26 protein-coding genes and 1 other RNA gene are annotated in these 19,355 nt (G+C 60.0%); 14 read left to right on the plus strand and 13 right to left on the minus strand.

The features are described from left to right. Positions 1–30: 30 nt before the first annotated feature. Positions 31–804, plus strand: a complete 774-nt coding sequence (locus Q1K29_RS11380; protein WP_300394843.1) for a thermonuclease family protein — start codon at positions 31–33, stop codon at positions 802–804. A gap of 2 nt (positions 805–806) precedes the next feature. Here the strand turns inward: Q1K29_RS11380 and phbB are convergent, their stop codons facing one another. Continuing rightward, on the minus strand, positions 807–1,532 hold the full coding sequence (gene phbB, locus Q1K29_RS11385; RefSeq protein WP_300394845.1) for an acetoacetyl-CoA reductase: 726 nt from the start codon (positions 1,530–1,532) through the stop codon (positions 807–809). Between the two features lie 171 nt (positions 1,533–1,703). Between phbB and phaR the strand changes: the two genes are divergently transcribed. After that, positions 1,704–2,339, plus strand: a complete 636-nt coding sequence (gene phaR, locus Q1K29_RS11390) for a polyhydroxyalkanoate synthesis repressor PhaR (protein WP_300394847.1) — start codon at positions 1,704–1,706, stop codon at positions 2,337–2,339. Between the two features lie 27 nt (positions 2,340–2,366). Here phaR and Q1K29_RS11395 read toward each other — a convergent pair whose 3' ends face one another. Next, positions 2,367–3,029: a DUF1223 domain-containing protein gene (locus Q1K29_RS11395; RefSeq protein ID WP_300394849.1), complete on the minus strand. Its 663-nt coding sequence runs from the start codon at positions 3,027–3,029 to the stop codon at positions 2,367–2,369. Positions 3,030–3,135: 106 nt separating this feature from the next. Further along, positions 3,136–5,907: an aconitate hydratase AcnA gene (gene acnA, locus Q1K29_RS11400; RefSeq protein ID WP_300394851.1), complete on the minus strand. Its 2,772-nt coding sequence runs from the start codon at positions 5,905–5,907 to the stop codon at positions 3,136–3,138. Positions 5,908–6,042: 135 nt separating this feature from the next. On the opposite strand from acnA, the gene ccmA reads away from it, so the two are divergent. From ccmA to Q1K29_RS11425, 5 genes are read left to right on the plus strand one after another with little or no spacing between them, the layout of a single operon-like run. Continuing rightward, on the plus strand, positions 6,043–6,618 hold the full coding sequence (ccmA, locus tag Q1K29_RS11405) for a heme ABC exporter ATP-binding protein CcmA (protein WP_300394853.1): 576 nt from the start codon (positions 6,043–6,045) through the stop codon (positions 6,616–6,618). Then, entirely contained in the window at positions 6,615–7,277 is a 663-nt protein-coding gene (ccmB, locus tag Q1K29_RS11410; RefSeq protein ID WP_300394855.1) for a heme exporter protein CcmB, read from the plus strand. The genes ccmA and ccmB overlap by 4 nt, the downstream gene beginning before the upstream one ends. A gap of 21 nt (positions 7,278–7,298) precedes the next feature. Next, complete coding sequence (gene ccmC, locus Q1K29_RS11415; RefSeq protein WP_300394857.1) at positions 7,299–8,030, plus strand: heme ABC transporter permease CcmC; 732 nt, start codon at positions 7,299–7,301, stop codon at positions 8,028–8,030. A gap of 5 nt (positions 8,031–8,035) precedes the next feature. Beyond that, on the plus strand, positions 8,036–8,188 hold the full coding sequence (locus Q1K29_RS11420) for a hypothetical protein (RefSeq protein WP_300394859.1): 153 nt from the start codon (positions 8,036–8,038) through the stop codon (positions 8,186–8,188). Beyond that, positions 8,185–8,706: a redoxin family protein gene (locus tag Q1K29_RS11425; protein ID WP_300394861.1), complete on the plus strand. Its 522-nt coding sequence runs from the start codon at positions 8,185–8,187 to the stop codon at positions 8,704–8,706. The genes Q1K29_RS11420 and Q1K29_RS11425 overlap by 4 nt, the downstream gene beginning before the upstream one ends. 3 nt (positions 8,707–8,709) lie before the next feature. Here the strand turns inward: Q1K29_RS11425 and Q1K29_RS11430 are convergent, their stop codons facing one another. Continuing rightward, complete coding sequence (locus tag Q1K29_RS11430; protein WP_300394863.1) at positions 8,710–9,309, minus strand: MarR family transcriptional regulator; 600 nt, start codon at positions 9,307–9,309, stop codon at positions 8,710–8,712. A gap of 114 nt (positions 9,310–9,423) precedes the next feature. On the opposite strand from Q1K29_RS11430, the gene Q1K29_RS11435 reads away from it, so the two are divergent. After that, a complete protein-coding gene (locus Q1K29_RS11435; RefSeq protein ID WP_366524200.1) occupies positions 9,424–9,987 on the plus strand; it encodes an NUDIX hydrolase in 564 nt (187 codons plus the stop codon). Here the strand turns inward: Q1K29_RS11435 and Q1K29_RS11440 are convergent. The 4 genes from Q1K29_RS11440 to ssrS all read right to left on the minus strand — a co-directional run bounded on the left by Q1K29_RS11440 (position 9,950) and on the right by ssrS (position 13,254). Further along, entirely contained in the window at positions 9,950–10,672 is a 723-nt protein-coding gene (locus Q1K29_RS11440) for a septation protein IspZ (protein ID WP_300394865.1), read from the minus strand. The genes Q1K29_RS11435 and Q1K29_RS11440 overlap by 38 nt on opposite strands. Before the next feature lie 18 nt (positions 10,673–10,690). Then, positions 10,691–12,136, minus strand: coding sequence for a polysaccharide biosynthesis C-terminal domain-containing protein (locus tag Q1K29_RS11445; RefSeq protein ID WP_300394867.1), 1,446 nt, complete (start codon positions 12,134–12,136; stop codon positions 10,691–10,693). 39 nt (positions 12,137–12,175) lie between these two features. Further along, a complete protein-coding gene (locus tag Q1K29_RS11450; protein WP_300394869.1) occupies positions 12,176–13,036 on the minus strand; it encodes a DMT family transporter in 861 nt (286 codons plus the stop codon). Positions 13,037–13,097: 61 nt separating this feature from the next. Continuing rightward, positions 13,098–13,254, minus strand: a non-coding RNA gene (ssrS, locus tag Q1K29_RS11455) — 6S RNA. A gap of 186 nt (positions 13,255–13,440) precedes the next feature. On the opposite strand from ssrS, the gene Q1K29_RS11460 reads away from it, so the two are divergent. Together Q1K29_RS11460 and Q1K29_RS11465 are read left to right on the plus strand one after the other, a co-directional pair. Beyond that, positions 13,441–13,845, plus strand: coding sequence for a DUF4168 domain-containing protein (locus Q1K29_RS11460; RefSeq protein ID WP_300394871.1), 405 nt, complete (start codon positions 13,441–13,443; stop codon positions 13,843–13,845). Positions 13,846–14,012: 167 nt separating this feature from the next. Continuing rightward, positions 14,013–14,540, plus strand: a complete 528-nt coding sequence (locus Q1K29_RS11465; protein ID WP_300394873.1) for a hypothetical protein — start codon at positions 14,013–14,015, stop codon at positions 14,538–14,540. 65 nt (positions 14,541–14,605) lie between these two features. Here Q1K29_RS11465 and Q1K29_RS11470 read toward each other — a convergent pair whose 3' ends face one another. Beyond that, entirely contained in the window at positions 14,606–14,998 is a 393-nt protein-coding gene (locus Q1K29_RS11470; RefSeq protein WP_300394874.1) for an RcnB family protein, read from the minus strand. Positions 14,999–15,181: 183 nt separating this feature from the next. Here Q1K29_RS11470 and Q1K29_RS11475 point away from each other — a divergent pair, with 183 nt between their 5' ends. Next, positions 15,182–15,424 carry a DUF465 domain-containing protein gene (locus tag Q1K29_RS11475; protein WP_300394876.1) on the plus strand — a complete coding sequence of 81 codons (243 nt, stop codon included), beginning with the start codon at positions 15,182–15,184 and terminating at the stop codon, positions 15,422–15,424. An 8-nt stretch (positions 15,425–15,432) separates the two neighbouring features. On the opposite strand, the gene Q1K29_RS11480 is transcribed toward Q1K29_RS11475, so the two are convergent. After that, positions 15,433–15,855 carry a VOC family protein gene (locus Q1K29_RS11480; RefSeq protein WP_300394878.1) on the minus strand — a complete coding sequence of 141 codons (423 nt, stop codon included), beginning with the start codon at positions 15,853–15,855 and terminating at the stop codon, positions 15,433–15,435. Positions 15,856–16,127: 272 nt separating this feature from the next. Here Q1K29_RS11480 and Q1K29_RS11485 point away from each other — a divergent pair, with 272 nt between their 5' ends. Beyond that, on the plus strand, positions 16,128–16,712 hold the full coding sequence (locus Q1K29_RS11485) for a hypothetical protein (protein WP_300394880.1): 585 nt from the start codon (positions 16,128–16,130) through the stop codon (positions 16,710–16,712). 8 nt (positions 16,713–16,720) lie between these two features. Here Q1K29_RS11485 and Q1K29_RS11490 read toward each other — a convergent pair whose 3' ends face one another. Together Q1K29_RS11490 and Q1K29_RS11495 are read right to left on the minus strand one after the other, a co-directional pair. Beyond that, on the minus strand, positions 16,721–17,146 hold the full coding sequence (locus tag Q1K29_RS11490; RefSeq protein WP_300394881.1) for a hypothetical protein: 426 nt from the start codon (positions 17,144–17,146) through the stop codon (positions 16,721–16,723). 109 nt (positions 17,147–17,255) lie between these two features. Further along, a complete protein-coding gene (locus Q1K29_RS11495; RefSeq protein WP_300394883.1) occupies positions 17,256–17,477 on the minus strand; it encodes a SlyX family protein in 222 nt (73 codons plus the stop codon). A gap of 241 nt (positions 17,478–17,718) precedes the next feature. On the opposite strand from Q1K29_RS11495, the gene Q1K29_RS11500 reads away from it, so the two are divergent. Continuing rightward, a complete protein-coding gene (locus tag Q1K29_RS11500; protein ID WP_300394885.1) occupies positions 17,719–18,225 on the plus strand; it encodes a hypothetical protein in 507 nt (168 codons plus the stop codon). Continuing rightward, positions 18,218–18,772 carry a hypothetical protein gene (locus tag Q1K29_RS11505; RefSeq protein WP_300394887.1) on the plus strand — a complete coding sequence of 185 codons (555 nt, stop codon included), beginning with the start codon at positions 18,218–18,220 and terminating at the stop codon, positions 18,770–18,772. Before Q1K29_RS11500 ends, Q1K29_RS11505 begins: the two co-directional genes overlap by 8 nt. 177 nt (positions 18,773–18,949) lie before the next feature. Here the strand turns inward: Q1K29_RS11505 and Q1K29_RS11510 are convergent, their stop codons facing one another. Continuing rightward, a complete protein-coding gene (locus tag Q1K29_RS11510; protein ID WP_300394889.1) occupies positions 18,950–19,279 on the minus strand; it encodes a hypothetical protein in 330 nt (109 codons plus the stop codon). Positions 19,280–19,355 lie beyond the last annotated feature (76 nt).

The raw sequence follows: 19,355 nt of genomic DNA on the forward strand, positions 1-19,355 counted from the left end.
CTGTTTTGACGCGGGGTTGAAGAGGCAGGCATGCGCACAGGACTAATACCGGTAATTGCTGCCCTGCTCGTGGTCGCGGCCTGCTCGAAAAACTCGCCACTCGATGCGATGCAGCCAGGAGAGCGCGCACGAGTCGTACGGGTGATAGACGGGGATGCGCTGGTACTGGAAACTGGACAAAGCGTCCGCCTGGTCGGAATTGAAGCGCCCTCACGCGGGGGCCGGTATGATGAGACCGAACCCCATGCCGAAGAATCCGCTCGGGCTCTGGAGGATCTTGTCATGGGCCGGGAGGTTCAACTTGTCTATCCGGGCCTGACACGCGACCGCTATGACCGGGCGCTGGCTCATGTAAAAACGACCGATGCGGCTGGACCAGCCTGGTGGGTGAACCTGGAACTCATCCGGCAAGGCCACGTGCGTGTGCGGCTTTATCCCGACACCGATGCTGGAGGCGCCATCCTTGTCGAAGCGGAAAAGGAAGCCCGCCAGACCTCACGCGGCCTCTGGAGCGAAAGAGCCTATGCGCCGCAGCGGGCAGAGAGGGTCACCCACGAAGACCGCGGCTTCATGCTTATCAAGGGAATCCTTGGCGATGAGGCCGAGCGCCCCCAGGAAGATGAGCGCACAATCCTCTGTACCCGCAAACTGCAGGGCTCCAGCATTCTCATCGACATGACATTCAGCGCGCGGGCAGCCTGCGACACACCTGCCGGAACGCCTGTCCTCGTACGTGGATGGACACAGAAAAAGCGGATGGAACTCGTCCATCCGCTTCATCTCGAAATTCTCGAAGGCGAATAATCCTAGCCCGCGATATACTGCGCACCATTCACTGTCATGGTCGCGCCATTGATGAAGGCGGCTTCCTCTGACGAGAGATAGGCGCACATGGAGGCAATCTCTTCCGCCTTGCCGAGACGTCCGGTCGGGATGGTCGCAATGATGGACTCGAGCACCTTCTCTGGCACAGCGCGGACCATGTCAGTGTCGATGTAACCCGGCGCGACGACATTGACGGTAATGCCTTTCTTCGCGCCTTCCTGGGCGAGCGCCTTGGTGAAACCGATCAGACCGGCTTTTGCTGCAGAGTAGTTGGCCTGGCCGAACTGCCCCTTCTGCCCGTTGATCGAGGAAATATTGACAATGCGGCCAAACCCGCGATCACGCATGCCTTCCCAGACATGGCGGGTCACATTGAAGGCCGAGGACAGGTCGGTATCGATGACCTGGTTCCATTGCTCCAGCGTCATCTTGTGAAACGGGGCATCGCGCGTGATACCGGCATTGTTGATGACGACATCGACAGGGCCGAGATCCGCTTCGATCTGCTTGATACCGGCGCCAGTGTCTTCATAGCTCGAAACATCGAACTTGTAGCACTTGATGCCCAACTCCTGCTCGCAGAGTTTCGCAGCCTCCTCATTGCCTCCAAAGTTCGCCGCGACGGAATATCCGTCATTCTTCAGTCGTTCGCTGATGGCGCGGCCGATGCCGCGTGTTCCACCCGTTACAAGCCCAACGCGTCCCATTCATTCCTCCCTGCTTATTGCGCAGCAAAAATTTTGCTGCGTCTGCTCAACCCGGTGTAAGCATGATATGTATAAGGAAGACAGGCGGTTTTGAAAGTCCGGCGACGTCATGCCAAGAATGACGCCGAACAGGAATGATCTCGCCAGCAAACAAGAAGACAAGGGCACGAAATGACCAAGGCAAATGGATCGGACGGGAAAGTCATCATCAAGAAGTACGCCAACCGGCGACTCTATGACACATCCACCTCGTCTTATGTGACGCTCGATCACCTCGCCGATCTTGTGCGCCGCGAAATTGACTTCGAAGTGCGCGATGCGAAGACGGGTGAGGATCTTACCCGCGCGGTGCTGACGCAGATCATCTTCGAGCGCGAGACAAAGGGGGACGGCGCCCTGCCGCTTTCCTTCCTGCGCCAGCTGATCGGCTTTTATGGTGGCGGCTCACAGGCCATGCTTCCGGCCTGGCTCGATATGAGCATGAACAGCTTCGCCGAGAGTCAGGAACGCTGGAAGAAGGCAATGGGCGGTGCCCATCCGCTCGCACTCTTTGAAAGCCAGGCGCGCCGTAACATGCAGATGTTCGAGCAGGCGATGAAGGCGTTCACACCGGGGGCGGCCGGGATGTCAGGTTCAGCGGCCACCTCTGGCGACCCGCACCAGAAGAGTGAGAAGCCCAAGCGTGAAGACCCGCAACCGGCTGAGGAAACATCGGGCAGCGATAATCGTGATGCCGCAGTGGCCGCGCTGAAAGCCCAGATGCAAATGATGCAGGAGCAGCTGGAAAGTCTCTCAGACAAGAAGTAGGCCGTATAGGCGGCTTCTCCGGTACCTCTAGTTCAGGCGCTGAACGGCATAGACTTCGCCATGGCCCGGCTGCTGCACGATCGCTGCACAGCTGGCCTCGCATGCATAGCCGAAACTCACACGTCCGCCCGTCCAGCTGCCAAGCTTGCGCGTGCTTGTGACAGGATGGACCATTGCGGTCGGATTGGCTGAGCCATCCAGAAATTCAACAAGATGAACCTCGACCGGCGCCGGCGTGTGGCCGTCGAGACTGAACTGGCCATTCCCGGTGGAGACAATCTCGACCTTACCGGGGCGGGTCGCGGATTCCCGAGTCTGGATATTCGACACAACCGCTTTCTTCCGGGTAGCAGGACACTGCATCGCCCCGTCATAAACCGATTGGGGCGTATAAGGCGCCCGGATCTCGAAACGGTCGGTATAGGCAGCCTGACGCTCTGTGGCCGCTGGAATGGCCATAGGGTCGGGCGCACCGAGATAATCCCAGTAATCGACTGACCAGGTCAGGACGAGGACCTTGGCGCCGTTCTCCGCCTGAACGTCCTTCAGTGTCCGGTGCGCTTTCGGGCACGCATTGCAGTTCTGCGAGGCAAATAGTTCGACAAGTACCGGCGTCTCGGCGGAAGCTGGCTGCGCTGGCAGCAACGAACCGGTCAGGGCCGCAAGAAAGGCAAGCAGGACATGTCTCATGGCTGCGTCAGATAACGTCTTCCAGCGGGAGGATGAAATCACCGTGCTGTGATCGGCCCGCTTTTACTGCAATTGGCAGAAAAAGCGGGCCGGACAGCTAGATATATCAGGCTGCGTCCCTGGCGAGATTGCGCAGCACATAGTGCAGGATGCCGCCATTGCGGAAGTAGTCGAGTTCGTTCTCGGTATCGATGCGCACCAAGGTGCTGGCCGTAACGGTTTCGCCATTCGACTTCTTGATGACGACATCAAGGTCCTGCCGCGGGTTGATCTTGCCGATGCCTTCAATGGTGACCTGTTCGGAGCCATCCAGACCCAGCGACTGCCAGCTCTGGCCATCCTTGAACTGCAGCGGGAGGACGCCCATCCCGATCAGGTTGGAGCGGTGGATGCGCTCGAAGCTTTCAGCCACAACGGCTTTGACGCCGAGCAGGATCGTGCCCTTCGCCGCCCAGTCACGCGACGAGCCAGTACCGTATTCCTTGCCGGCGAAGACAACAAGCGGGACATTTTCCGCCTTGTACTTCATTGCCGCGTCATAGATCGGCATCTCTTCGCCCGACGGGTGGTGAACCGTCACGCCGCCTTCGACACCTGGCACCATCTGGTTCTTGATGCGGATATTGGCGAACGTGCCGCGCATCATGACCTCGTGGTTGCCCCTGCGCGAGCCGTAGGAGTTGAAGTCGACAATATCGACATCATGATTTTGCAGATACTGGCCGGCCGGACTCGATGGCTTGATCGAACCGGCAGGCGAGATGTGGTCGGTGGTGATGGAGTCCGCGAAAAGGCCGAGCACACGCGCATCGTGCACGTCTTCTGCCCGGTCGAGTTCGACCGTCATGCCTTCGAAGTAAGGCGGGTTTTGGACGTAGGTGGATTGCGGCGGCCAGGAGTAGGTCTTCGAGCCCGTGACGGAGATATTCTGCCAGTGCTCATCGCCCTTGAACACGTCGCCATAGCGCTCGGTGAACATGTCCGGCGTCACTGACTCGCGCATGATGGAGGCAATTTCCTGCGAGGAGGGCCAGATGTCCTTCAGGTAGACATCGTTGCCGTCCTTGTCCTTGCCGAGCGGATCGGTCGTCAGGTTGATGTGCAGTGATCCGGCAATAGCATAGGCAACCACCAGCGGCGGCGATGCAAGATAGTTCGCACGCACATCCTGGCTGATCCGGCCTTCGAAGTTACGGTTGCCTGAGAGTACAGACCCGACGACGAGGTCATTCTCATTGACCGCCTTGGAAATAGCGGGCGGAAGCGGGCCGGAATTGCCGATACAAGTCGTGCAGCCGTAGCCGACCAGGTTGAAGCCCATCGCGTCGAGGTCATCCTGTAGGCCGGCGCGCTCGAGATAGTCGGTCACGACCTTGGAGCCGGGCGCAAGCGATGTTTTCACCCATGGCTTGCGGTTGAGGCCTTTCTCGAGCGCGTTGCGCGCGAGCAGGCCGGCGGCGAGCATCACCGACGGATTGGACGTGTTCGTGCACGAGGTAATGGCTGCAATCACGACCGAGCCGTCATGGACATGATAGTCGGTGCCCTCAACGGCGTGCATAGAGACGCCATAGGACTCCGGATGGGTGTAGACGCTCGTTGCGCCTTCATCGATGAAGCGGGCTTCACCCTGTGAACTCGGCGTAGCTTGAGGGTCTTTCGCACCGCCGCGGATTTCATTCAGCGCATCGCGGAAGGCGGTATCGGCCTCAGACAGCAGCACGCGGTCCTGCGGGCGCTTCGGGCCCGCAAGCGATGGGACGACGCTGCCAAGATCAAGTTCGAGCTTCGAGGTATAGGTCGGTTCGACCTGCTCCGGCCGCCAGTAGCCCTGGGCCTTGGCATAGGCTTCGACGAGCTTGACGCGCTCAGGCTCGCGGCCGGTGTCGGAGAGATACTGGACGGTTTCCTCATCAACCGGGAAGAAACCGCAGGTCGCGCCATATTCCGGCGCCATGTTGGAGATGGTGGCTTCATCTTCGAGCGTGAGATTGGCAAGGCCCTCACCATAGAACTCGACGAACTTGCCGACCACGCCGTGCTTGCGCAGCATCTGGGTGACGGTGAGGACAAGGTCGGTGGCCGTCGCGCCTTCAGCGAGCTTGCCGGTCAGTTTGAAGCCGACGACTTCCGGGATCAGCATGGAGACCGGCTGCCCCAGCATGGCCGCTTCGGCTTCGATCCCGCCGACGCCCCAGCCAAGGACAGAGAGACCATTGACCATGGTCGTGTGGGAGTCCGTACCAACGCAGGTGTCCGGATAGGCGATCGTTTCGCCGCCCTCTTCTTTCGTCCAGACGGTCTGGGCGAGGTATTCGAGGTTCACCTGGTGGCAGATACCGGTGCCGGGCGGCACGACGCGGAAATTGCGGAATGCCTTGGAGCCCCAGCGCAGGAATTCATAGCGCTCGAGGTTACGTTTGTATTCGATATCGACATTCTTCTCGAAGCTTTCCGGGCCGCCAAAGAAGTCCACCATGACGGAGTGGTCGATGACGAGGTCGACCGGCACCAGAGGGTTGATCGCTTCGGCATCAGCGCCGAGATTTTCAGCGGCATCGCGCATGGCTGCGAGATCGACCACAGCAGGGACGCCGGTAAAGTCCTGCATCAGGACGCGGGCCGGACGATACGCAATCTCCTGGCTCGTCTTGCCGCCATTGTCGAGCCAGGTCTTGAAGGCAACGATGTCATCCTTGGTGACCGTCTTGCCGTCCTCATTGCGCAGCATGTTTTCCAGCAGCACCTTGAGCGAAGCGGGAAGCCGTGAGACATCGCCAAGACCGTTTTCGGCTGCAGCCTTGAGCGAGTAATAGGTGTAGGACTTGCCGTCGACGTCGAGCGTCTGGCGGGCATTGAAACTGTCGAGGGATGGCATCGTTGGAATGACCTCTTCTTGCATCAGCGGATGTGGCGCGCGTTCTCGCGCGGCGCGGTGTTGCCCGCGTCTTACTAGCGTATCCGCATATGTGCAATCGCAGCATCATGCGCCTTTTGTCACGAGGGGGATGCTTTGACAGACGGTCTTCTGATCGAAGCCGATGGCCTCGGCGCCGTGCGCGGCGAACGCATGCTGTTTTCAGGCATTCACCTGACGCTGCGCCCCGGTGAAGCGCTGGTCCTGCGCGGACCGAACGGATCGGGCAAGTCGACGCTGCTCCGCCTGCTCGCAGGCCTCAGCCAGCCCTCGGTCGGAGAGGTCGTTCGCAGCCGGCCGCACCACTGGCTCGGTCACAGAGACGGCATCAAACCGCATGAGACCCCGCGCCAGCACCTCAGGCACTGGGGTCGCGCATGGGGAAGCCAAAAAAAGGCTGATGAAATCGCCGGGCACATGGGCCTTGAGCGGCCGATGGACGTGCCCGGCCGCCTGCTGTCGGCTGGGCAGCGTCGGCGCACGGCACTGGGCCGACTTCTTCTGGTGGATCGTCCCATCTGGCTGCTGGACGAACCGTTCAACGCACTGGATGCGGACGGACGCACACTCCTCACCGAACTCATCGCCTCACACCGCGAAAGTGGCGGCGGAATCATTGCCGCCCTGCATGGCGATGCGCCATTCAAGGCGAGCCGGGAGGTGGTGCTGTGAGATCGCCCTCCCCCATCCGCGCTGCTTTCCGACAAGCGCTCGCTGAAGCCTGGGCCGGCGGGGCCGGTGCATTGCTGCCGATCGGCTTCTTCGCCGGTGCGGCCATGCTCGTGCCGTTCACAGTCGGAAGCGAGGCCAACCAGCTTGCCGCTATCGGAACAGGTGTGCTCTGGGTGGCGCTGGCTCTTGCGTCGCTCGTCTCCATGGAGCGGCTTTTCCAGGCAGATCTGGAAGACGGCACACTCGAACTCTGGGCGCAGGAGGATTGCCCACTCTTCCTCATTGCAACCGCAAAGATCCTCGCCCACTGGACGGTATCCGGCCTTCCGCTCGTCCTGCTGACACCCCTTATCGGGATCACGCTGCAAGTCCCGGCCGACCAGCTCCTGCCCGCCATGCTGGCTTATGGACTAGGCGGTCTGGCTTTCTTCTTCTGGGGCGGCGTTGCCGGGGCGCTTGCTGCCAGCGTCCCGCGCGGCGGGCTGCTGATCGCCCTTCTGGCCCTGCCACTCTTTGTGCCGACGGCCATATTTGGCGCGCTTGCCGCCGAGCCGGGCGCAGCCGGACCGAACATATTGTTCCTCGCCGCCTCGACCCTGTTCGCGCTCGCGGTTGCACCTTTCGCCGCATCTGCGGCGCTTCGCTTGGCCGTGGACTGATCGGCTAGTAATGAGGGCCCCATGATCTCGATCTTCGCCAATCCCCACCGCTTCATGGCGCTTTCGCGCTGGCTGGCCCCGGCCTGCCTCGTCATTGGCGTTGTTCTTATCGCGTGGAGCGTCTGGCAGGCTCTCTGGATCGTGCCGCAGGATGACTATCAGGGCGGCGACATCATGCGCGCCATGTTCATCCACGTGCCGTCGGCCTGGCTGGCCATGGGCAGTTATATGGGCCTCGCACTGGCGAGCTTCGTCTGGTTCATCTGGCGCCACGAACTGGCCGACATGGCGGCGAAATCCATTGCCCCCATCGGGGCTGGCTATACCGCCATGTGCCTTGCCACCGGTGCCATCTGGGGCAAGCCGACCTGGGGCACCTGGTGGCTCTGGGATGATGCACGGATGATGTCGGTGCTGCTGATGTTCTTCCTCTTCCTCGGCTATATGGCTCTCCGCGCGGCCATGGACACGCGCCAGAAGGCCGCCCGCGCCGGCGCCATCCTCGCAATGGTCGGGGCGGTGAATGTGCCGCTGATCAAGTTTTCGGTCGATATCTGGGCGTCCATCCATCAGGGCGCGAGCGTCATCCGCATGGATGGGCCCGCCATGCCGGCGGTCTATCTCACGCCTCTGCTGATCGGGGCGCTTGGACATCTTATCTTCTTCGGTGCGCTTACGATGATCCTGATGCGCGCAGAAGTCTGGCAGCGGCGCGGCGATGTGATCATGGCCCGCAAGCTCGCAGGAGGCTGACCAGCATGCTCCCCCAATTCGAAGACAATGCAGCGTATATCTGGGCCATTGTGATAGTCGGGCTGACCGTGCCGGCCCTGCTCGGTCTCTACGCCGGGCTCAAGGCGCGATTTGCGAAGCGGCGGCTTGAACGTCTCCAGGCGAGCGAAAAACGATGAAGCGCTGGCAAGCCATCCTGCCCCTGGCGGCACTTGTCGGCCTTGGCATTCTCGGAGGCGTCCAGCTTATGCGCCCGGCGGAAGAAAGCTTCACCGCCAAGGCCGACCGTATCGCGCCGGATCGCAGCTTTCCGCTCCTCGATGACGCCAACCAGTCGATCAGTTTCGATCCGCCGCCGGACGACCAGCCCGTCATGGTCAACCTGTTTGCGAGCTGGTGTGCCCCTTGCCGAGCTGAACACGGCGACATCACGCGTCTCGCCGAAACACATCCGGGTCAGGTCTATGGTCTGGCCTACAAGGACGACCCGGAGGCCACGCGCGGATTTCTCGCCGAGCTTGGCAATCCGTTTGAGCAGATCGGGGTGGACCGCGATGGTCAGGGCGGGCTGGATTTCGGGCTGACCGGCGTGCCGGAAACCTTCGTGATCAGTCCTGAGGGTCGGATCATCCTGCACGTGCGCGGGCCGCTGGACGCAGAGCGCGCCAGACAGGTGAGCGCCGCGCTTGAAGGCTGACGCCTACTTCTTCTTTTTCTTCTTTTTCTTTTTCTTGTCCGACTTGGACTTGTCGGGCTTGTCCGTCTTCACGGCCTTGGTCGCCTTGGCCTTGGCTTTCTTCGCCTTCGGCTTTTTCGGGTCTTCACTTTCAGCCACCTCTTCAAGGATGGCGACCTCTTCTTCCGGCCCGCCAATCGAGGCGAGCGAGGCGAGGAAACCGATACGGCGATTGGCGCGGATCATGTCGAGCACCTGCTTGTCGGCCTCGGCAACCGCTGGCATGGCGGCTTCATAGGCCTTCCGGCCCTTCGCCAGCAGGGACACCGCCTTGGCGCGGCGGTCCTCGGTCGAGTCCACGCGTTTGATATAGCCTGCCCGCTCCATCCGCACGACCATGTCAGCGAGCGTAGAGCGGTCGATGCCGGTCTTGTCGACGAGCCGGGCCTGGCTCTGTCCCTCCTGAGCGGCCAGCGCCGCCAGCACGGCGAACTGGCGCAGGGTCAGCCCCTGATCTGCCAGAGCGCCGGACGAAAGATTGACCGCCGCCTGTTGCGCCCGATGCAGGAGATGGCTCGGCGATGCCGCCAGGTCAAATTCCGTCCCTGCTTGTTGCTCAGTCATCGCAGCCTTATCCTCGTTCGTATTCGACATAGTCTTCTAATCTAGTCCACATGTGAAAACAAACCGTGTGCGGATCAACACTTTTCCCCAATAAAGCGAGACAATTACAGCATCATGACAAAGACAATGTCAGAGAATTTCCAGTATCGCGTTCCGGAAGGCGATGATCGCGAACGCCGCGTCTGCCAGACTTGTGGCTTCATCGATTATGAGAACCCGCGAATTGTTGCGGGATCCGTTGTTGTCCGTGATGAGAAGATCCTGCTCTGCCGGCGAGCCATCGAACCACGCAAGGGCTTCTGGACGCTCCCGGCGGGATATATGGAACTCGGGGAGTCCATTGAGGAAGCCGCCATGCGCGAGGCTCGCGAGGAGGCTTGCGCAACAATCAAGATCGACCGGGTCCTCGCCCAGTATACGGTTCACCGGATCGGACAGGTCCAGATCATGTTCCGCGCAAGGCTTGCTTCGGATATCCGTCCGGGCCCGGAAAGCCTGGAAGTCGGGCTGTTCGACTGGAAGGACATCCCCTGGTCAGAGCTGGCCTTCCCAACAGTTGTCTGGGCGCTCACCCATTATGCCGAAAGCCGGCATGCCAATGGGTTTGCCCCGTTCGGAAATCCGGCCGGCACCGAAAAGGTTACGCGTCAGCCGCCGGTTCCTCCTCAAGGTGTTTGAGTGTGTAGGGAACGTTGGCTGCACCGAAGATAAAGGTGATGACCATGTTGCCCAGCTTCCAGTTCGCCCAGACATCCTCGGCATCCTTCGAGCCGAACGTCATGCCGAGGAAGTCATAGCTCCCCTCCGGTGCGATCAGCATACCGGCGAATTTCAGGGGCTGCTCGAAGCCCGGTGCGTAAGTGCGCCAGAGGTACTCGTTCCACAAAGCCATGGCGATGAAGAACAGGCCCCAGCGAATGGCGAGCTGCTTCCAGGCATGATCGGGAAGCGAAAAGACCGTTCGGAACATCACCCGCCAGACATTCTGCCCGACCGCCATGGACCCGAAGATGATCGCCGCCAGGAACAGGTTCTGGATGGTTGGCTTGATGTAGATGAAGGACTTTTCCTGTAGCAGGATGCCGAGCAGGCCAAAACCGCCGACAATGCACGAGGTGATGATAAGGAAAGGCGGAATGGGCTGGCGGTGACGCAGTTTGTTGCCGATTACGCCGATCGTCAGAACGATCAGACCACCCGTCGCCCAGTAAAGCGCGCTGTCCTTGTTGATCCAGGCATTGTCCAGATTGATGATCCGCAAGGCGTTGTAGATCAGCACAAAGCCGATCACGGGCACAAGGTCACCCCAGATCTGGTTCGCCTTGTCGGTGGCGGTATCGATACCGTGTTTTTGTTCTGTCATTAATCCTGCTTACGAAGCTTAGGCGGCTCTGGATGAGGTGAGCCTGTCTTGCATGAATGACCGCGCCCCGCCAGCATCGATGAGCCAGGCAACTGCACCATAAACCAACGCTCCTACGGCCGCCTTACAGGCGAGCTCCCCCCAGCTGCCAAAATCAGGCACGAGTGCAATGGCAGGCCACATTGCGAGCGAGGCAAGTGCGATCCTGACGAGATCACCAACGGGCATTGGCAAGGCCAGATAGCGTCGTCCACGCAAGCCGATAATAACAATGCCAAGCGCATAGCTGGCAATCGTCGCGACGACCGCGCCAATCAGGCCGAATATGGGAATAAGTATCAGGTTTGCGCCGATGTTCACGCCTGCCGGGATCATCATCAGCAGGGCCTGTTCGCCTGTTTTCTGTGCGAGCTGAAAAGCTTCAGTATAATAGTGGATCAACAGGCCGTTCATCAGTCCGGCAAAGGCGATCCACGGAATGATCCGGGTTGCGCCCGCACGCACATCCTCGCCGATCAGCGCTTCGGCGAGCGGCTGGGCAACAAGCGCCAGACCCGTCGCGGCCGGAAGCCCGATAAGCAACATGGTCGAAACAAGCCCCCTCGCCTCGTCACGCGCGGCCGCTTCACCCTTTTCTTCCCAGGCGGCCATAACCAGCGGTGCCCCGGCCATAGCGGCCCAGGCACAAAGAAGCAGGATCGTCTTGTCGGCAACGCCATATCCGGCGGCATAGGCCCCGACTGAGGCCTCGCCGAGAAAAATCGCGATCAGGAACCGGTCGGCCGCGGACAGAAGCAGGTCGAGAGAAAGCGCGGCAGCGATCGGCAGGCCGTAGGAGAGGTAGGCTCGCCGCCTCGCCGCATCTGCCTTGCCGCCCTTCGCGGCCCGCGCCAACCAGGGCACCTGGAAAACGCTCAGCAGGATACCGGCGCAGGCGAGTCCCATGAAAGGCGCGGCTCCACCGATATGAGTCCGCCAGGCAATAAGCGCGCCAATGGCAAATCCACCGAGGAGCTTGAACGAAAAGATCGCTGCATAGCGCCCGACCTGCTGATTGGCGCGGTGCGCTTCCAGGGTCGCCTGTAGCAGAGTGTTGAGTGGCAGCAGCACCGCAATCCACGGAAGGATGCGCAAATAGCGCGGCATGTGCCAGACGCTGATCGCGAGCATCGCCATGAGGAGGCCTGCCACGAACAGGGATCGGATAAGAAGCGAGCGCACGGTCGCGTAGTGGTCGGCGGTGTCGCCCTTCGCATTGGCGCGGGCGGTAAAGCGATAGGCCGCCGCCTCCCCCGGTGCCAGCGTCAGGGTATGGATCAGCGCCATCACAGAAAACATCAGTGCGTAGCGGCCATACTCATCGGCCCCAAGCAGGCGCGTGAAAACATAGACGCCCCCGAAAGAGGCGATCGCGCTTGCGAGGTTCGCAGGCAGATATCCAGCAAGATGGCGGGCGAGCTTCATGTCAGGCGGGGACGCTATCAGCGAACTCCGAAGGGAGAATTAAATATCGCCCTCGAGAAGCAAGAGTCCTGCCGCAAGCACGGCGGCTGCGGCGATCCGGCGTTTGCCGAACCCCTCCTTCAGGAAAACAGCGCCCAGAATGGCCCCGAAGACGACGGAGGTTTCACGGATGGCGGTCACGGTCGCGGCGTTGGTCATTGAGAAGGCCAGCAGGGCCGCGCCATAGGAAAAGACACTTGCCACGCCGCCAACCATTCCGCCGACAAGCTGCGGCCTGAGCCTCGCCCGCAGCTGGCCTCGGCGGGTCCAGACGGTCACCACGGTGGTGCCGATCCAGTCTAGCAGGAAGAGCCAGACGATGAACACGAAACGGTTCTCGGCCACACGCACACCATAGGCGTCCGTGACCGAATAAAGCCCGATCCCGGCCGAGGTCAGAACCGCCCAGACGAGCGCGACCTGGTTCAGCTTCCTGCTGGCAACATCTTCGCCCTGCGGCAGCGCGAAGACGAACAGCGCGGCCGTAGCGAGCGAAAGGCCAACCCAGCCCAGAAGGCCGGGAAACTCGTTCAGGGTAAAGACGGCAATGATCGCGGTCATCATCGGGGCGAGTCCCCGCATGACGGGGAAGACGAGCGATAGATCGCCCCTGTGCAGGGCCCGGATCATGAAGAACTGGTAGATCCAGTGCGCGCCAATCGCGATCGCAATCGGGGTCCAAAGACCCGGCTCCGGCATCGGGAGGATGGTCGCAAAAGGCAGAACGCAGGTGGCTGAGGTCAACGACAGCACCATGCGCGCGCTCAGCACGTCGCCACCACGTTTCACGGCGAAGTTCGCTGTCGCGACAGTGACCGCCGAGAACAGGCAGAGCAGGACGGGGAGAAGGCTTTCCGACATGAGCGGACATCCGCGTCTGCCAGCCGGCTCACAAAGTCAAGCAATGGAGGGGAAAGTGTGCACAAGGACCGCAGGCGCCGTATCGGCTCTCGTGTCCCGTCGACCTAGTAACTAGGTGGGTGCCAGTTGGGATAGGCCACGGCCAGTCCCAGCGCCAGCTCCCTTGACGGAACGTAAGGTCGGCGGACAGCTGGCTTCCTCGAACGCCGCAGCCCTTGTACAACTTCAACAGATAGTGCGCTTCAAAGGCGTTGGGTAGAGGGTTTCGGTTTTGTCACCTGCAGACCGAGTACTCCCGAAGTATTACCATGCAGTCACAACAGGAACAGGGCTGCATACAGGGGGTTTCGGTCGGGCGGTCTGGCTGGTTGGCTAGTCCGTGCAACTAACCGAAAGGAGACCCCATGGCTCTCACGACACTTCGTGCCAAGACGACCGCTGCCATCGCGGCTGCAGCCCTCGCCGGTGGCGGCATTGCGTTCGCTCAGTCTGCCCAGCCGCAGCAACAGCAGGGGGCGCAAACCCAGGCCCAGGCCGCTGCTCAGATTGATCCCGTGACCGAAGCGGAGATCGACCAGTTCGTCGCTGCGAACAATCAGGTTGCCACGATTGCACAATCAGCGAATGCGGAACTACAGCAGGCCGAGGACAAGGCTACCGCGCAGAAGATCCAGTCCGGCGCCCAACAGAAGATGGTTGCCGCCATCAAGGAAGAAGGTCTGACACCGACCCGCTTCACGCAAATTGTACAGCTTGCACGCGCAGATGAGGAACTCGCCAATAAGTTGCGCGCTAAGATGGAGGGTTAAGGCACCGCAAGCGCCAAATCCCTTTATTATTCTTCTCTCTCATCATCTGCCCTGCCGGCCCGCCCGGCAGGGTTTTTTCTTGCCCGGGCCTTGAAGCCGACAGATTTGCGTACGCTGATATCCAGATCGTGCGTTTATTGCGCGGCAGACAGAAAAAGAGGCTTCTCATGCGTATTCTGACTTTCCTTGCGGCCAGCGTCATCCTTGCCGCATGCGGTAGCGCTGACGACACGCAGAGCGATATTGCCGCTCCCGCGCCTCCAGCAACCGAGACGGGCCAAACGCCCTCCAGCACTGCGGCGCCTGGAGAGGATGGGGCGCCATCTGCGACCCTCGACCTTTCTGTTGGCACACATTGCTATTTCCGCGACGATGCATCGACGACGGAAGGCTTGGAAGTGACGGTCAGCGAGGCCGGAGACTTTTCCGGATCGAACTACGGCCTCATCCACCAGGAAGAGGAGGCCTATTATGCCAGCTTCGACATCACCCTGACCAATGGCCGCACAGGCGAGAGCGGTCTCGTCACATTTGACTCTGTGACCGAGGTGGATGGCGACACCCAGACCGGAACGATGACCTGGGAAATTACATCGCAGGGCGCTGCCCCCGACGGCTTTCTGGAAGAGCCTATGCAGCCAGCAGATTGCGATGGGCTTGCCGATCGCGTCTTCCCTGATCCCGGTGGAGAATAGCAATAAAAAGCGCCCGGATGTACGGTCCGGGCGCTTGTTGGGTGCGAGATAATTTTAGGCCGCAATCAGTTGGTCGACAGGAGCTGGGTGACCAGCTGCGTCGCCAGGCGAACCATCATCACGTCGCCGTCGACCTCGGCATAATAATAGCCGTCCGGCGGCGGTTGCAGGCCATAGCGGTCATAGTCTCGAACAACGCGGTAATCGTCATAATAGCGGCCATCATAGCGGATCGCGTCGCGGCGGCCGTCTTCATAACCTTCTTCATAGGCGCGCTGCTCGTCTCCGCCATCGCGCCATTGGTCGTAGCCATCGGCTTTCCAGCCGGGTCCGCACCAGCCTTTCTTGGCGTGTCCCGGCGGGCAATGGGGCGGGTCGGCGAAGGCCGGGGCGCCGGCGGAAACTGCAAAGGCGGCAGCGATGGTACCAAGGGTGGAGTATTTCAGGGTCCGTTTCATGGCTCATGTCCTTTCATGCATTCTGCACACGGAAGAAACGGCATCCATCAAACGCCGTTCCCACAACATTCCGTTATCTTGCGTTCAGCCGGCCAGCCCCGCCATTTACGTATTTTCCGCAATAGCCATCGGGCTCCCGCCTGCGCAGACTGGGTTCAAATCAATGCCAGTCAGGAGCCATCCATGTCGCACACGCCCCATGAACTCACCGAGGAATTTCCAGGCGCCGCCGAGCAGATTCACGCGCTGAAGGAGTCGAACCCACACTTTGCGCGAATTGCCGAACAGTATCACGAGGTCAACCGCGAAATTCACCGGATCGAGACCGATATTTCCCCCGCCAGCGACGAGCACCAGAACGAGCTGCGCAAGAAGCGGCTATACCTCAAGGACCAGATCAGCGCCATGCTGAGCACCACGGCCTGAACCCGAAGCTATTTCGCAAACAGCCGGCCCATATCCGCGAACGCCTTGATTTCGATGGCGTTTCCGGAGGGGTCGGTAAAGAACATGGTGGCCTGTTCGCCGGGCTCGCCCTTGAAGCGGATATAGGGCTCGATCAGGAAATCGACCTGGCCTTCCAGCCGGTCGGCCAGCGCCTGCCACGCCTCCATGCCGAGGACGAGCCCGAAATGGCGCACCGGCACACCCTTGCCATCGACGGCATTCTGGCCAGCCGGACGGCATTCGTCCGGGGCGAGGTGAGCGACGATCTGGTGGCCGTGAAAATCGAAGTCCACCCACTCCTCCGAGCTCCGGCCTTCGGGGCAGTTGAGCAATTTCCCGTAAAATTCGCGCGCTGCGGCGAGATCGTGGACGGGGAAGGCAAGATGGAAGGGCGAAATCGGCTGTGTCATGACGACACCTGATGTCGCGACGGGACGAAACGGTCAAGCCATGCCGGACCGATCGCTCTTCCGGCAGGCTCCGGCCCCATTCCGGAAACGTTCCAGAAACAGCCCGGTTTTAGCCCACCTGCGCTGTGCCCGCCTTTTCCACGATCCCATTCATCCCCCGGTCTGGCGTATTTTCAGCCGCAACAAGACAAACGTCATAAAAATACTTCTCGCCCCGCTTGATGTCCCCGCCCGCCCGGCTAAACCGGATGGTGAACACTTCGGAGAGCAAGATGATCGTAGTATTTCGCAACATCATAGCGGCCCTGATGCTTGCCATTACACTGATCCCGGCGGCCGTCGCCCAGGCGGGCGACCAGAATGCGGCGCGCGCCGACATGTCCGCCAAGGCGCGGACCTGCAAGGAAGCGGGCCCGAAAATCAACGGCGCGATGGACTGTTTCCGCACCTGCGCGAAGAATGCCCGCACCCTGCAGAACTCCCCCGGCCTTGCCGCGGATGCGGTGGCCGAGATGCACGCAGCGTGCAATGCGAAGTACGACGTCGCCCAGCAGGGCGAGGCGACGCCTCCACCCGTGGCGTCGGGCCCGACCATGGCTGAGCGCGCGGCGAGATTGCCGGAGATGGCCGCCTATTGCCGGAGAGCCGAAACCCGGATGGGCTGCCCGGTCGACCCGTCAGAGCCGAACGCACTGGAGCGCACACAGATGTGCAATCTCGCAGGCCCGTGCGGGCGAAACTGCGGCGATGAAGCGATGATCGCCCGATTGAAGACGGCCCCGTCGAGGCGCGATCTGCAAACGATCAATCGCTGCGAAGAAAACCATGGCGCGCTGAAAGCCTGGCTCGACGGGTAAGCCGCGGCCTAGTTCATCGCCGTGATCTGGCAGGGATGCTGGCCGGGATAATTGCCGTAGACATCGGTCATGTAGAAGCTCGTATCGCTCGTCATGGTGATCTCGAGCACCGTCTCGCGGTTGTAGACGTTCGGGTCGTAGAATTTGAGGAAATTGTTCTCGCCCGAGAGCTGCAGCGTGCCGAAACTGCCCGTCAGCACCCCGCCCCAGTAATAGGTGACCGAGCCGTCGGAGATGACGCCGGTAATGTCCGGATTGGGGCCCGGCCCGGTGGTGATGCCGGTCCCGCCAATCGCCTCATATTGCAGCGACATCTGCGCCGGCTGGCCATTCACCTGGCACGACGCCTGAAGCATCCCGGTCTTTGTCTGGGCGTGGGCGGGAAGCGAAAGCGCCGCGAGCGCGGCGGCGGAAAAGACAAGCCGTGTGAGCATCCTCTGTCTCCCTCAAGGCGCGGACGTTCGGGCGCGCCGCGATGGAGAGTATGCCACGGATGGATGAACGCGTCATGACGCGCCCGCGTGAGGCTCTAATAATGCGGCCCTAATAGTGAGGCGGGGGACGGTCCACGGGAGCCGCCTGGCCGGTAGTCTGTTCGGCCTCGGCCACGCGCTCGGCGAGGCGCGCCACCTCCCGCTCCAGCCGCTCGATCAGTTTCCACTGCGCCGTGATGGCGGCGTTCAGGTCCTCAATCGTCTGGTCCTGATGGACCACACGCATTTCAAGCTCGTCGAGGCGGGAGGCGGTGTCGGGTGTGTCTGACATGGCGCGAGGGATACACTCGGCGTTTGAGAGGGGCAAAGGAGTTTGTTTGTCTGAGGTGGACGAGTCCCGCCCGCGTGGTTCGACAGTTGAGTTGCCGGCAAAGCGTTGTCGCCTTTATCCACCAACTCGATCAAGCTATTGTAGGTACAGTGCTCGGCGCTAAGCTATATCCAAGTTTCTAGCCACTATTATGTGAAAATAGCCGACCCAACCTCAATCATCAAAGCTGAAATAAATAGACATGGATACCTCGGATATAATCGCTATTGGGGCGCTCCTTATCGCGATTGTTGCGGCGGGCATCTCGTTCTTCTCTTACAGAATTTCGCGTCGCGCCGAGTTGGGACAACGACCAAAACTTCGCCTCGAATATCTGGAAGGAGAGAAGTGGAGCGTTAGCCCAGAAGCGTACGAATACAAATTCAAAGTGACCGTAACTAACGAATGCGCCATGCCCATCGGATTGAAGGGGTGTGAATTGCGCATTCATTCAATATCACCCGATGGTAGAGAGGTGATATTTCCTATTCCAAACGAAGTTCGGAGGGGCAGCGAATATGTCGAGTTCCCGATGAGGCTTGCTGCACATGAGATCATTAGTGGGTGGGTTTTGATCCCTGTACCGGCGAAGATCGTGCGGCAATCTCAGCAAATCGCTTACGAGTTCATCCTATTGGATTCGCAAAACACAAACGAAAGCTTTGAGCCAAGACTCTTCATTGAGAAAGACAGCACGAAAAGTGGATAATCTTAAGTTTGATAAGAATAGAATTCTCCGTGTTACCAAGGTCGGACTGATTGCAAATCCGATTGTGGCCGACGGTTTCGCGATTGCCCACATTGATTTCGATACTCGCAACCACCCGGATATCGACGAATTTATTCTGCATCATCAAGATGCGTCACCTGGCGACGTGGTCACACAGTGGGGCTCACCAAAACCCGACGCGATAGTCCTAATGTGCGAATTTTCAAAGCCTGCGCAAACGACATTCGGACTGTGGTTTGACCTAATGGAACACGTCCTTTCAGTCGACCACATAATTCAATCGAAAATTGCCTATCTGCAACCTAGCGGCCTGGCGATGAGAGACCATATCGATTTGGAATCCGCAAAAATATTGGTTGAGATTGGCGGTTCGACCGACAAGCAAAAATGGGCTCGGAGAATGGACAAGTTAGTCCGACGACGGCTGCGAAAAAAAGGGGCCTCAAGAGGCGAAGCGAAGCAGGCTGCAAAGCGTATGATTGCTGATTTCCGCAAGTTCACTCAAGGTCTCCGACAAAAGGGATGAATTAGCGAACTGATTCGAACACTCACTCCCGCTCCACATAAATCTCCGCGCCCTGCGCCATGAATTCCGCGCTCTTGGCCTTCATCCCCTCTTCTGCCTCTTTCGCCTGACGCACGAGGTCGGCATTTCATTATCCGTCATGCCGACGGCGTTTTAGCGCGCGACGATTACCGGTTTCTAATCGACCTTTTCCCACCCGACCAACTTCTTGCGATAGGTAAGGTCGAGCTGATTTTCCCGAGTGTCGCTATAGTCGTGTTTGACCATGGTTAGACGGAACAATTTTATAGAAGCAGCGGGCCTTAGCAGCGTCAAATGACTGCGCGTTTTCTCGCCTGGGTCGATGTCGTCAACAGAAAGCAATTCTGACGACGTAGTGCCATCAGCATATTTCACTTTCACATCGATAGAGGCACCGTAAATTGGCTCTGATCCAGTGTTCTCAACCGTTAAAAACCAGCCAAGGCGAGGCGCCTTCCTGAATTTTACAATTTCGAAGTCAATCATGCGGCTCCCCCTAACCATGAGACGAACACTAGAAAATAGGCACCAGACAGGGGGCTGTCAGCCCCTTGGTCCGAAT

Origin of the sequence: Henriciella sp. (assembly GCF_029937755.1) — a bacterium.
Classification (GTDB): domain Bacteria; phylum Pseudomonadota; class Alphaproteobacteria; order Caulobacterales; family Hyphomonadaceae; genus Henriciella.